Raw genomic sequence first — 12,962 nt, forward strand, 5'->3', positions numbered from 1 at the left:
GGGTAGAATGCAAAACACCGAGACCTGCGCCTCGGTGTTTTCTATCAATCTACCACGTCATGCGACAGTTAATCATCGCGGTGAACTTTTTCACGACGCTCGTGACGCTCTTGCGCTTCTAAGCTCATGGTTGCGATTGGGCGTGCATCCAAACGCTTGAGCGAAATAGGTTCACCAGTCGTTTCGCAATAGCCGAATTCGTCGTTTTCAATACGGCGCAAAGCGGCATCAATTTTAGTGACCAGTTTACGCTGGCGATCACGTGTGCGTAATTCCAAAGCGCGATCTGTTTCTTCAGAAGCGCGGTCGGCAATATCAGGGATTGCGCGCGTACCGTCTTGTAGGCCTTCTAAAGTATTGCGGCTTTCGTCAAGCAATTCAGCTTTCCAAGCTTCTAATTTGCGACGGAAGTATTCGATCTGTCGATCGTTCATAAAGGGTTCATCCACGGATGGACGATAATCGTCGGGCAGGGTTACCACGGCCGTCATATTTCTCACCTCGTTGTCGTAAGGGACGCGCACCAGTGAACCTTCACGGTGCGCCACCTTCAATGGCCGCTCATTTACCCGCTTTACTAGGGGATGTCACTAGCCGATCGCGCTTGCGTTGTAGGTTTGTGACGCATCCCTGTGATCAGGGTTAGAAATTGGAGATAAATCATAAGGTTTGATCTGAAATTACTGTCGGTTTCGCATGGCAAAGTTGCACTTTGACCATAGGTTTGCCACAGTTGCGTGTGATATTGGGTCTCGTCGTCCGATAACACTTTATTGCACCTAACACTGATGGATTTACAACGTGACGCGCGCTGAACACTCGAATGCAATGCAAGACCTGTGCAGGCTGGGCAAGCCTGGCGGCACTGTGCATGTGCTTTGCACTCAGATCGCACCACTCAATCCTTATTTTACAAGATTGATATTATGACCAATAGCCTGACGATCCGCCCCTTGACTGCCAATGATTTTGATCTTTGGAAACCTTTGTGGAGCGATTATCTGACCTTTTATAAATCATCTGTACCTGATGAGGTCACGACAGCGAGCTTTGCGCGCCTCTCAAATCCACAGTGCCGTGAACGGGGCGCATTCGTCGCAGAATTTAACGAAGAAATGATCGGCTTTGTACATTACATTACCCATGCGCATAACTGGCATGTGGAAGACGTGGTTTATCTGCAAGATCTGTTTGTCAGCCCATCACAGCGCGGCCAAGGGGCCGCACGCAAACTGATTGAACAGGTCTATGCGCAGGCTGATGCAAATGGCACACCAACCGTCTATTGGCTGACCCAAGATTTTAATACCACAGCGCGTAAATTATACGACTCTATCGGATCATTAACGCCCTTTATCAAATACCAAAGGCCCCTATAAATGTCGCTTTTTTCTGCGTCACGCGCGCCAATGCTTGACCGTTTTTGCCGCCCTCTTGCACGTGGGGTGCGTATCTGTGTGATGACGACAGCACTTGTAAGTTTGGTGGGCTGCGCCACAAAGGTTTCAACGCCAAGATCAAATACAGCACGCGCGCCTTCGGTTGTGCTTGATCTACCGCCTATGAAATTGTTTCAATCCCTGCGCCCAACCAGAACTGCGCGTTCGAACACAGCAATCGCCCGCGACTTTCTAGATCTTAGCTTTTTGTTGGAAAATGGCACGGTCTTGCAAAGCTTCACCCGTTTCGAAGGGCCTATCACCCTGCGGGTTGTGGGGGATGCCATTCCTGCCTCGCTTGGCCCAGATTTGGAAACCCTGATTTCGCGCCTGCGCACCGAAGCGGACATTGACATAACGCGGGTCGCGCCAAATTCGGCAGCAAATATCACCATTCAAACCCTCCCCCATGCACAGTTACGCAAACGGGCGCCCAATACGGCCTGCATTGTTGCGCCCAATATTTCCAGCTGGAATGATTTTCGCCAATCAAGGCGCGCCAATCTCAGTTGGAGCACTGTAACCAAGCGCGAAACACTATCCATTTTCATTCCAAATGATGAAGCACCGCAGGAAATTCGCGATTGCTTGCATGAAGAACTGGCCCAAGCGCTTGGGCCCCTGAATGATTTGTACCGTTTGACCGACAGTGTATTTAACGACGACAATATCCATTCAGTGTTAACCGAATTCGATATGCTGATCCTGCGGGCAACCTATGCGCCAGAATTGCGTACAGGCATGACCCGCGCGCAAGTATCGCAACGCCTGCCCGCGCTTTTGAACAGATTGAACCCCGCAGGAAACACCCGCAGCACGCCCCCCTATCAACCGATTTCGCGTATTTGGAATGAAGCCGTTATGTCAGCAATGCGCGCTGACAGTTCAGCCACGCAACGCATTACTGCCGCCAGTCAGGCAGTGACGATTGCCCAATCCGAAAATTGGACCGATGCCCGCATGGGGTTTTCCTTGTTCTTACTCGGTCGGCTTTCATTTGGATCAGATCCAGTCTTAGCCCAGAACGCCCTCAGCCGTGCCTATGACATCTATTCGACACGTTCGGATACCGCATATCACAAAGCGCATGTGGCCTTGCAACTTTCGGCGCTCGCGCTTTTGGATCGCAATTATGAACAGGCCTTGGCCTATTCAAGTGATGCCATCCCGACCGCACGCGCCGCAGGGAACGCGGCTTTACTTGCCTCTTTGATGATGACGAAAGCCGAAAGCCTGACCGCGATGGGACGCGCCAGTGAGGCGCGCATGGTACGGCTCGACAGTCTGGGCTGGGCACGCTATGGATTTGGCACAGATGAACAAGTTCATGCCCGCACCAGCGAAATAGCAAGTCTCGCGCGAAATTGACCGCCTGTTCGCTTTGCAAAAAAGATTTAAGAGCTGGCGTTAAGTCATTCTTAAAAAAGAGGAATACAAATATGATCGTCATTATTTTGGCTCTACTTGGCGCAGTTCTTGGTTGGCGTTTGGCAAGTAAGCGCGATGGAGATCGCATGGACAAATTGCAATACGGGGCCGCATTTTTGCTTGGCTTTAGTGTAATTGGTCTCTTTTTGACGTTGATTATCGATATTTTGGTGTAAATCAAATCTACCGAAAGCCTCTGCGGCAATCTGCACCACAACAGTGAGGACGCAGCGTGATACGCTTTGTAAAACACCTTTGGTCCCATGCGCCTTTTGCAACGTTAATCTTGGCCGTATCTTTATTGGTCGCGGGTGTTTTTGCCACGCGGTCAGTCGCACTTTGGATCTACTGGAATGACCCTGCGCATCGCGCCCAAGCGCTAGAACCTTGGATGACGCCCAAATATATATCACATTCTTGGCGGGTACCAACACAAGTGGTTGTTGATGCCTTGGGCGATTTCGAGCGCGCTAAAAAGGGACCGATGCGGTTGGAACAGATCGCTGCAGAGTTAGATGTCACACCAGAAACTTTGATTGACCGTATTGATCAAGCCATCACAGACTATCAGGCCGATACCAAGATCGGCACGCCTCGCAAGAGGGATGGCGCATGACAGATACAATTTTCGCATTGGTCACCACATACGGCTATGCAGGCGTTTTGATTTGCGCATATCTTTCTTGTCTTTTTGTTCCTGTCCCGACCTCATTGATGATGCTTGCGGGCGGAGCTTTGGCGGCTTCTGGAGATTTATCTGTCTCTCTTTTGATCGGCGCGGCGTTCATCGGTGCGGTTTTGGGCGATCAAACTGGATATTTCATAGGGCGCCGCTTTGGACGACGCGCTTTGATCCATCTGTCACGCGCCCCTGCCCGTCGTAAAATCATTCAGCGCGCGCAAAAAACTGTAGACGACCGAGGCGGATTGGGTGTGTTCTTTTCGACTTGGCTGGTTGCTCCGCTGGGCCCCTATGTGAATGTAGTTGCAGGGGCTGCGGGCCTGAAATGGTACCGCTTTACCATCGCCGATGTCTTGGGCGAGGCTATGTGGGTGAATATATATGTTTGGCTGGGCTTCGCATTTGCGGGCAGTTTGGCGCTTGTGGCTGAACTTGTGGGCGATGTTATGGGTTTGATTGCAGCGCTGGTCACGGCTGCGATAGCAGGACTTTGGATCACGCTTGTTCTGCGTCACCACCGTGCAGCCGATAAAGCGAAAACTGAAAGTGCCTCCAGTGAGACCTTTGGATCTCCACCTGAACGTACTATATAAAATCTATGTTGAAATTTCTCCCCATCCTAATGGCTTTGGTTTACGGCTATGTCATGTACCGCATGTCGGCGGGGCGTTCTGCGCGCGAATTGGCGGCGAAGTCTGCAGAACTGGCCGATGCTACCTTACGCGAAGAATTCATGCGGCTGGCCCATGCGCTGGATCTGCCACGTGTTCAGGTGTTTTTATACGATATTGAGCCTGTGAATGGATTGGCCGCCCCTGACGGTAAGGTCTATATCACCCGCGGGTTTTACCAAAAGTTTCGATCTGGCGAAGTGACCGCCGCAGAAATGGCCTCTGTTGTGGCGCATGAACTCGGGCATGTCGCTTTGGGCCATTCCAAACGGCGGATGATTGACTTTTCTGGACAAAACGCGCTGCGCACAGCTTTAGCTATGGGGTTGCGTTTTGTACCGCTGATCGGCCCTTTTGCAATTTACATTGCTTCGGCCATGACCAGCCTTTTGGCCGCGAAATTATCGCGTCGCGATGAATTTGAAGCAGATGCCTATGCTTCCGCTTTGTTGCACAAATCGGGAATTGGAACTGAGGCGCAAAAGTCATTGTTTATGAAACTCAATGACTTAACGGGCGCACATGGCGCAGCCACCCCTGCTTGGTTCATGAGTCACCCAAAAGTCGATGAACGCATCAAAGCGATTGAGGTGAATGAGGCGAAATGGCAGGTTTAAGCCTTAGGACAGGGCTTTTCCCAAACGCGGCAAGCGCGCTTTTTTCATAAGTTTGCGCATATCCCATGGTTGGCCAGATAGGCGTTCTGCGGTTAGTCGCACATCTTCGCAGGCGGCAAAGACCAAATCGGGGTGGTGCGAGGCGAGTTCCCACAAGAAGCCATCGGGGTCACGGCGCTCGATGCCTTCTTCGCGCAGAGTGTTTTGCGGAAAATCTGAAGCATTCATCGTGACAAGCTCATCGGCATGGCCAGCAATTGCTGCCGCCAAAACATGGATGTCATTTTCGTCAGGTAAATACAGCCGCGATTCTAACCCTGCATGGGGTTTGATGCTGGCTTTTGGCCAATTGGCTTTGACAAGTGCCACTTCTGCGCGGGCTTGTTCTTCGCCTGTTGGGCCGATTTTACGAGCAGCCCGCGCCCATTCTTCTAAAATGCGCTCAGACCAAAGCGGGGTAAAGAGCCCCTTGGCGGCCACGTTTAGCAATACTTCCCGCATCACGGTCGGGTAAAGAACGCAGGCATCAAGGAGCACTTTTTTCATATACTTGAGACCCTTACGGCATCATGCGGTAGAATAGACCTTTGAGGTAACCGCTTTCGGCCAATTGTGGCATCAGCGGGTGATCGGCCCCTGCAAAACCCGTATGAATGAGCTGTGCAGATTTTTGCGCGCGCCCGATACCCCGATTACAAGAGTTGCGGAATTTTTCCAGATCTGCTGCATGTGAACACGAACATAGACCCAAATATCCACCATCAACGACCAAAGCCGCGGCCATTTTCGCCACACGCTCGTAAGCGCGCAGGCCTTTTTCAAGCGCAGGTTTGCTTGGGGCAAAAGCAGGTGGATCACAGATCACAACATCGAATTTTTCGCCCTCGGCCAACAATGCAGCCATGGTGTCAAAAGCATCGCCTTTGCGTGTGGTGAACTTATCGGCAACGCCCATGGCTGTTGCACCTTGTTCGGCCAACTCCAAAGCGGCAGCAGAGCTATCAACACAAGTGACAGAAGTCGCATCTGCCGCCAAAGCCGCCAAACCAAAGCCGCCGACATGTGAAAACACATCCAAAACGCGTTTGCCTTTCACCAGCGATTGCGCATAGGCGTGATTGTCACGTTGATCAAAAAACAGACCTGTTTTTTGCCCGCCCATCAGGTCAGCCATATAGGTCGCGCCATTCATAGACACGGGAACCACGCCATCTACAGCGCCTTCCATAATGTCCATTTTTTCGGCCAGACCTTCCAAACCACGCGCGCGGCCTGTGCCGTTCATTACAATTGTGGTAGCACCAGTGACAGATTTCAAAGCACTGACAAGTGGCGCGATCAAAGTATCGGCCCATGCAGCATTCGGCTGAATAACCAATGTATCGCCAAAACGATCCACAATCACGCCAGGCAACCCATCGGATTCGGCGTGAATCAGGCGATAAAATGGCTCGGAATAAAGAGTTTCACGGTGGGCAAGCGCATGTTGAACACGCGCGGCAAACCATGCCTCATCAAAGGCCGTGTCAGGATCACGATCCAAGACGCGCGCAAAAATGCGACTGTTTGGATTGACACCAACGAGGGCCAAAAAGTTACGCTCCGCATCCTCAAGCCGCGCAATTGCGCCGGGTGTGAGGGTTTTCGTGCGGCGGTCGACAACCAGCTCATTGTCAAAAACCCAAGGGCTGCCGTGGCGAATAGCGCGGGCATTGGCTTTGGGTTTCAAACGAATGGTGGGCAATGATTCAGAAGGGTGCGTCATGCACCCCTCTTACTTATGTTTTTCCTTCCTTGGAAGGGGTCACATCGCGTATGGTTTTTGTAACTCTAGTGAAATGACCTCTGCAAGGCGTTCAATGATGCGCACTTTCTGCGTCACGCCAGCTTTTTCCGCATTCACAGCCGCAATTCCGCCAAGCCCGTCAAATGTGGCATCAATCTTACGTGTCGGCACCACCGTAGCGCCTGTTTTGGCATCGCGCACAGTCAGCGCAAAAACGATTTCGTGCTTTCCACCAAAAGTGTAGCGCACTTTTTCAGTCTGGGCGTGGAATTCAACAAGCTCGACATCCAAAATGACATCTTGTTCACCCGAAAGCTTTTCAGCTCCGATTTGCAGGCCTGTTTCCATCACGGCTTTGACTTGCTCAAAGCGATTCCCATAAGCGTCGCCACGCCAAACGATATCAGCACGCGGTTTATAAGAATTTGCTTCAGACACAGTTAAGGTTTCAGGAACGGTGACATTGATATCAGCGACTTTAAAGTCAGGCTTGATATAAATAGCTTTCGTATCAAGCACCCCCGCGAGGGGTGCATTAATTGGCGTCGCGCGTGATGCGGTTTCTACCGTGGTGCAGGCTGTTGTGCCTGCGACAACCCCAATTAGGGCTATGAGTTTGACGATTTTATTCATTGCTCTGCCTCTGGGGTCTATCCCCTCTTGATCCTGTGTTAACCATGAAGGCCAAATGAGGCAAAAATGAGAAAATCCCGCAGCATTCTGCGGGATTTTTCTGGGCTTGCTGATTTCATTTAAAACCAGCAGATATTTTTATCCTTTGATCGTAAAGGATTATGCTGCGTTATGTGCTGCAGAAGTTGTACCGAAAGACAATTTGCGAGCAACCCAAGCTTTGGCAGCTACGAACATTTCACGTGATGCTTGTGCGCGCAATGCACGTGCTTGTGCTTCGATTTCGTAAACGTCTAATGTTTCAAATTTAGTGTTAGTCATGTGAGTTACCTCTTTTATATATCTGGCTTGTGGCGCCTGCGCGGTGTGATTGGATCATCTGAGTGTGTGATCATCGCTACCAAAGCGTCACCATGTGAACTTGATTTATGTTTACGCGATGAATTAGGTCATCACCACTACCCATTCGGAAGCCCCGCTATGCGCATACTGCAATGCAGCAAAATTTTCCGCAGTTGCGCTGCAGCAGCACAAAAGAGTTTGCTCTACGCGCAAGATGGCTGGACAGTTGCGTGTAAACACTGTAAGTTAGCGCTAACAGAATGTGGTTTAGCGCTAACGATCTGCGCTAAACTGCGGTAAAGATGAACGCCGAATCCGTAGCATGATGAGCCAAAGGCCTGCCAATATGTCCCTGAATTCACAGATCAAATCTGTAACCGACCGTATAATTGAACGCTCACGTCCAACGCGTGACGCCTATTTGGAGCGCATGAATGCCGCAGCTGAAGCTGGCCCTGTGCGCGCGCATTTAACATGTGGAAACCAAGCGCATGCTTATGCAGCGATGGGGTCTGATAAAGATGCACTGGTCGCAGAGCGCGCAGCAAACTTGGGCATTATTACCGCTTACAATGATATGCTGTCAGCGCATAAGCCATACGAACACTACCCCGATATGATCCGCGATACAGCGCGTGCTGCGGGGGCAACAGCGCAGGTTGCAGGCGGTGTGCCTGCCATGTGTGATGGTGTGACCCAAGGCCAACCAGGGATGGAATTGTCATTGTTCTCACGTGATGTGATTGCGATGTCTGCCTCTGTCGGCCTATCACATAACTGCTTTGATGCGGCCGTGTTCTTTGGCATCTGCGATAAGATCGTACCAGGTTTGGTGATGGCGGCTGCAACCTATGGTCATATCCCATCTGTCTTTATTCCTGCGGGCCCGATGACTTCAGGCATTCCAAACGATGAAAAAGCCTTGGTCCGTCAAAAGTTTGCGACAGGCGAAATCGGCCGCGAGGAATTGATGAAAGCCGAAATGGCGTCTTACCACGGCTCTGGCACCTGTACGTTTTACGGCACAGCCAACACCAACCAGATGCTGATGGAAGTCATGGGGCTGCACTTGCCCGGCGCATCTTTTGTCAATCCGGGCACCGAATTGCGCGATGCTTTGACCACGGCCGCCACCAAACGCGCCCTAGAAATCACGCATCTGGGCAATGATTACCGCCCTGCCGCGCAGATTTTGGATGAAAAAGCCTTTGTAAACGGACTGGTTGGCTTGATGGCGACGGGCGGATCGACCAACCTTGTTTTGCACTTGCCTGCCATGGCACGGGCTGCGGGGATCATTTTGGATCTGCAGGATTTCTCAGACATTTCCGAAGTCGTGCCTTTGATGGCAAAAGTCTATCCAAACGGATTGGCCGATGTGAACCACTTCCATGCCGCTGGTGGCCTTGGCTATATGATTGGCCAGCTGTTGGAAAACGGTTTGCTGCATGAAGATGTGAAAACCATCGCAGGTGACGGCCTATCGCTTTACACAAAAGATCCCAAAATCAAGGACGGCGTGCTGGTCTTTGAAGACGGGTCGAAAGACACATTGAATGATAAAATCTTGCGCCCTGTGTCTGACGCCTTCCAAAAAACAGGCGGCTTGAAAGAGCTGAAAGGCAATCTGGGACGTGGTGTGATGAAAGTGTCCGCCGTGGCAGAAGAGCGCCGTATCGTTGAAGCCAAAGTGCGTATTTTCCACGATCAACGTGATGTAAAGCCAGCCTTTAACAATGGTGAATTCACAGAAGACACTGTTATTGTTGTGCGTTTCCAAGGTCCGCGCGCAAACGGGATGCCTGAATTGCACTCACTCACACCAACACTATCAATTCTACAAGATCGTGGATTAAAAGTGGCTTTGGTCACTGACGGGCGGATGTCAGGGGCCTCTGGTAAAGTTCCTGCCTGCATCCATGTTTCGCCCGAAGCTGCCAATGGTGGCCCGATCGCAAAGTTACGTGACGGAGATTTGGTGCGCGTTGATGCGGTTGCAGGCACTTTGGAAGTGCTCGAAGAAGATTTTGATACACGTCACCCCGTGGTTGCTGATCTTTCGGAAAGTTCTGTGGGTATGGGACGCGAGTTGTTTGAAGTCTTCCGCCAAAATGCAGGCAATGCAACCGAAGGTGCTTGTTCGCTGTTTTAACACGCAAAACACCGTTTCGCGGCAGTGACGCGCGCTTAAGATACAAAGGAAAAGCCCCCAAGCACGATACCGTGTCTGGGGGCTTTTCTTTGCGTAATCAAAGTCTTTGAACCGATTATACCAATTCAGCCAAGGCAGATGCGTCAAAGCCCTTCAGCTCAGAAAACGCCCCGCGTTTCACCTTTGCCGCCCATGCTGGATCACTCAACAAAGCGCGGCCCACAGCAATCAGATCAAATTCGCCCGCTTCCATACGCGTCACCAATTTATCCAACGCCGAAGCCTCTGCCCCTTGGCCTGCGAATGCGGTTGTGAAGTCGGAAGACAAACCAACAGACCCCACTGAAATCGTCGGCACGCCTGTGATTTTTTTGGCCCAACCCGCAAAGTTCAAACCATTTTCACCGTCAATTTCAGGAAATTCTGGTTCCCAGAAACGACGCTGGGAACAGTGTAGAATGTCGACACCAGCCTCAACCAATGGCATCAACCAGCGTTCCATTTCTTCGGGCGTTGCAGCAAGTTTTGCTGTGAAATCCGCTTCCTTCCATTGGCTCAAGCGCAAGATGATCGGAAAATCGGGCCCAACAGCCGCTCGCACGGCTTTGACAACCTCAACAGCGAAACGTGAGCGCGCTTCAATCGTGTCCCCACCCCATTCATCGGTGCGTTTGTTGGTTTCTGCCCAGAAAAATTCGTCGATCAAATAGCCATGCGCCCCATGAAGTTCAGCCACGTCAAAGCCGCGATCTTTTGCGTCTTTTGCGGCCTGTGCAAAGGCAGCGATCGTCGCGTGAATATCCGCTTCGCTCATCTCGGCGCCGCGCGGCATATCGGGGCCACGCAGGCCAGATGGGCTTTCGACGGGCACGTCAGGTTCCCATTCCCCTGCCTGTGTCGCACCTGTGTGCCAAATTTGTGGCCCCATTTTGCCACCTGCGGCATGAACTTTGTCGATGACTTTTGTCCAAGCCTCCAAAGCCTCACCATGAAAGAATGGAATTGTCGGCATATTGCGCGAAGCTGGGCGATCGATCACAGTGCCTTCGGAGAGGATCAGGCCAACTTCGCCTTCAGCACGGCGTTCATAATACCCCGCGACATCATCGGTTGGGATCCCATCAGGCGACATGCCGCGTGTCATCGGCGCCATTACAATACGGTTTTTAAGGCTCAAGCCTTTGTGGTCAAACGGGCGAAAAAGGATGTCGGTCTTCAAGGTCATTGCATGCTCCAGCAGTCAAATTTTATTCTCTCTAACAGAGCACTTAACCTGCTTACCTCCGCAAACAAGGCACGCAAGGAGCTTTTAAGACCCACATAAACGCACAGCAGAGCCCTTAAAAAAACACGTAGCCCTTGTGAGAAATATTTTGATTTAACTCCGGCCGCTTTAGCGCTAACATATATTAAATTCGGGCCATATATGACCCGCACCGAAACGAATTCACCTGATGAAAAGGATCAAAATATGACCCCTCAAGAGGCCAGCATCCGCTGTGCAGAGGTTTGCGCCCTTGCCCCCGTTGTTCCCGTTCTTGTTGTAAATGACGTGGCCCACGCACGCCCACTGGCCGAAGCTTTGGTTGCTGGCGGCTTGCCTGCTTTGGAAGTCACCTTGCGCACCTCTTGCGCGCTCGAAGTGATTGCAGAAATGGCAAAAGTCGAAGGCGGCACTGTCGGTGCAGGCACACTTTTGACGCCAGAAGATGTGAAAGCGGCGAAGGCGGCAGGTGCGAAATTTGGTGTATCTCCAGGTGCGACAGATAGACTGTTGGACGCTTGCGAAGCGCAAGATATTCCATTGCTTGCGGGCACATCAACAGCATCAGATGTGATGCGCTTGTTGGAACGCGGCTACACAGTCGCGAAATTCTTTCCAGCCGAAGCAAATGGCGGTGCCCCTGCTCTAAAAGCCATCGGCGCGCCTTTGCCACAGATGAAATTCTGCCCAACGGGCGGTATTTCGTTGAAAAACGCGGACCAATACCTGTCTTTGTCCAATACACTTTGCGTTGGCGGATCATGGGTTGCCCCCAATGATTTGGTCGTAAAAGGCGACTGGAAAGCCATCGAAGAATTGGCCCGCGAAGCCGCTGCTTTGCCACGTTAAACGGTAGATTGGATGACCCCGCCGACAGGCAGGGCCCCTGATTTAGACACAAGACATAAGGCCTATAGATTGGTCGCAGATCATAACGATTTGCGGCCATTTGCTTTTGCCATCATAGGTGGCGCCGCGGTGGTCTGACGGGAATTAAAGCCCACGGCATAGGCGGTTGCAGCCGCATGCGACACGCCTAGGGCGCCAGCTGTAACAGCAGAAAGTCGCCGCTCGGGACCATCTTTGCGCCCGCCACTAACAGATGCGTCATAACGGTTCCACAAAACCGCAGGGCGCGCCCCAGATCGGCAGTAGGCCACAATAGGTTTCGGGTATTCTGTGATGGTCTGGTCAAACTTATTTTGATCCGCTTTGCTGCTGCCGACCAGTGAAATAGGGACATATACAGGAGTCAGCCCGAATTGTTTGGCGACCTGTGCAAGAGTGTCAAAAGGCGTATGATCGCCCGCTTCTTGATCAGGGCGATTGCAGATCAGCGTTTTATATCCAGCTTCTGCGATGGATTTAATGTCTTGAATTTCAACCTGACTCGCAACTGAAAACATACCGTTAATTCGTTTGATGCGCATGGCATGCTACTCCAAATGTGAAAATCCGACCAGCGCGGTCTTGGTTCAAATGATCAATAATGCGCTTTCGTATGACGACAGCGCGACCAGTCAAACCTGCTGGTGTTCGTAATATTCTGGAGTTTTGCCGACAATGTTTACCCAAAGGTTACTTTACGGCAGGACAGCACCTAGAATGGACACATAATTAGCGGCAAATTGAAACAGTATTGTGCTTTACGACCCGCGTCGGGCACGCGATCCGCCACGACGACCTTCGGGGCCAAGTAAGCTGCCCAAACCTTCTCGCAGTACTAAAGTCATCGGGTGCTGATCATCTGGGCCTTGTTCATACAGTCCAAGCAGACGCCGGATGGCAATATCGGCGCGCATCTCAGGACCAATCTTGATCGCCCAATCCAAAAAGATCGAGCGCGCTTCAGGAATCTGAATATTTTCAATGCGGTACGATTCGCGGATCAATCCACCAGGATCAAGCGCCTCATCATAATCAAGTGTTTCGCGGGGCATGTCTTCAG

At 51.5% G+C, this 12,962-nt stretch carries 16 protein-coding genes; 8 read left to right on the plus strand and 8 right to left on the minus strand.

The genetic code is table 11. The annotated features are described in order from the left end of the window. Positions 1–68: 68 nt before the first annotated feature. Positions 69–491, minus strand: a complete 423-nt coding sequence (gene dksA, locus EDD53_RS04350; RefSeq protein ID WP_123791948.1) for an RNA polymerase-binding protein DksA — start codon at positions 489–491, stop codon at positions 69–71. A 435-nt stretch (positions 492–926) separates the two neighbouring features. Between dksA and EDD53_RS04355 the strand changes: the two genes are divergently transcribed. The 6 genes from EDD53_RS04355 to EDD53_RS04380 all read left to right on the plus strand — a co-directional run bounded on the left by EDD53_RS04355 (position 927) and on the right by EDD53_RS04380 (position 4,837). Continuing rightward, a complete protein-coding gene (locus EDD53_RS04355; protein WP_123791949.1) occupies positions 927–1,379 on the plus strand; it encodes a GNAT family N-acetyltransferase in 453 nt (150 codons plus the stop codon). Next, entirely contained in the window at positions 1,380–2,807 is a 1,428-nt protein-coding gene (locus EDD53_RS04360) for a DUF2927 domain-containing protein (RefSeq protein ID WP_246002207.1), read from the plus strand. 71 nt (positions 2,808–2,878) lie between these two features. Next, the gene (locus tag EDD53_RS04365; RefSeq protein ID WP_123791950.1) at positions 2,879–3,043 is read left to right on the plus strand and encodes an apolipoprotein acyltransferase; all 165 of its coding nucleotides are present in this window, start codon (positions 2,879–2,881) and stop codon (positions 3,041–3,043) included. Positions 3,044–3,099: 56 nt separating this feature from the next. Then, entirely contained in the window at positions 3,100–3,483 is a 384-nt protein-coding gene (locus EDD53_RS04370) for a hypothetical protein (protein ID WP_123791951.1), read from the plus strand. Continuing rightward, complete coding sequence (locus EDD53_RS04375) at positions 3,480–4,142, plus strand: DedA family protein (protein WP_123791952.1); 663 nt, start codon at positions 3,480–3,482, stop codon at positions 4,140–4,142. Before EDD53_RS04370 ends, EDD53_RS04375 begins: the two co-directional genes overlap by 4 nt. Before the next feature lie 5 nt (positions 4,143–4,147). Next, positions 4,148–4,837, plus strand: a complete 690-nt coding sequence (locus EDD53_RS04380; RefSeq protein ID WP_123791953.1) for a M48 family metallopeptidase — start codon at positions 4,148–4,150, stop codon at positions 4,835–4,837. A 3-nt stretch (positions 4,838–4,840) separates the two neighbouring features. Here EDD53_RS04380 and EDD53_RS04385 read toward each other — a convergent pair whose 3' ends face one another. The 4 genes from EDD53_RS04385 to EDD53_RS14790 form a co-directional block, all read right to left on the minus strand. Next, the gene (locus tag EDD53_RS04385) at positions 4,841–5,383 is read right to left on the minus strand and encodes an RSP_2648 family PIN domain-containing protein (protein WP_123791954.1); all 543 of its coding nucleotides are present in this window, start codon (positions 5,381–5,383) and stop codon (positions 4,841–4,843) included. Between the two features lie 13 nt (positions 5,384–5,396). Then, positions 5,397–6,602, minus strand: a complete 1,206-nt coding sequence (locus EDD53_RS04390) for an RSP_2647 family RNA methyltransferase (protein ID WP_123791955.1) — start codon at positions 6,600–6,602, stop codon at positions 5,397–5,399. Between the two features lie 39 nt (positions 6,603–6,641). Next, a complete protein-coding gene (locus EDD53_RS04395) occupies positions 6,642–7,256 on the minus strand; it encodes a DUF6778 family protein (RefSeq protein WP_123791956.1) in 615 nt (204 codons plus the stop codon). A gap of 159 nt (positions 7,257–7,415) precedes the next feature. Then, positions 7,416–7,577, minus strand: a complete 162-nt coding sequence (locus EDD53_RS14790; RefSeq protein WP_170162675.1) for an RSP_7527 family protein — start codon at positions 7,575–7,577, stop codon at positions 7,416–7,418. 367 nt (positions 7,578–7,944) lie between these two features. Here EDD53_RS14790 and edd point away from each other — a divergent pair, with 367 nt between their 5' ends. Then, positions 7,945–9,750, plus strand: a complete 1,806-nt coding sequence (gene edd / locus EDD53_RS04400) for a phosphogluconate dehydratase (protein ID WP_123791957.1) — start codon at positions 7,945–7,947, stop codon at positions 9,748–9,750. 115 nt (positions 9,751–9,865) lie between these two features. On the opposite strand, the gene EDD53_RS04405 is transcribed toward edd, so the two are convergent. Next, positions 9,866–10,975 (minus strand): NADH:flavin oxidoreductase, encoded by a 1,110-nt coding sequence (locus EDD53_RS04405; protein WP_211331580.1) that lies wholly within the window; start codon positions 10,973–10,975, stop codon positions 9,866–9,868. Between the two features lie 246 nt (positions 10,976–11,221). Between EDD53_RS04405 and eda the strand changes: the two genes are divergently transcribed. Continuing rightward, positions 11,222–11,863 (plus strand): bifunctional 4-hydroxy-2-oxoglutarate aldolase/2-dehydro-3-deoxy-phosphogluconate aldolase, encoded by a 642-nt coding sequence (eda, locus tag EDD53_RS04410; RefSeq protein WP_123791958.1) that lies wholly within the window; start codon positions 11,222–11,224, stop codon positions 11,861–11,863. An 80-nt stretch (positions 11,864–11,943) separates the two neighbouring features. Here the strand turns inward: eda and EDD53_RS04415 are convergent, their stop codons facing one another. After that, positions 11,944–12,420, minus strand: coding sequence for a protein tyrosine phosphatase family protein (locus EDD53_RS04415; RefSeq protein WP_170162676.1), 477 nt, complete (start codon positions 12,418–12,420; stop codon positions 11,944–11,946). A gap of 240 nt (positions 12,421–12,660) precedes the next feature. Beyond that, entirely contained in the window at positions 12,661–12,954 is a 294-nt protein-coding gene (locus tag EDD53_RS04420) for a hypothetical protein (protein WP_123791960.1), read from the minus strand. Between the last annotated feature and the right edge of the window lie 8 nt (positions 12,955–12,962).

It is taken from the genome of Pacificibacter maritimus (genome assembly GCF_003814915.1).
Lineage (GTDB): Bacteria > Pseudomonadota > Alphaproteobacteria > Rhodobacterales > Rhodobacteraceae > Celeribacter > Celeribacter maritimus.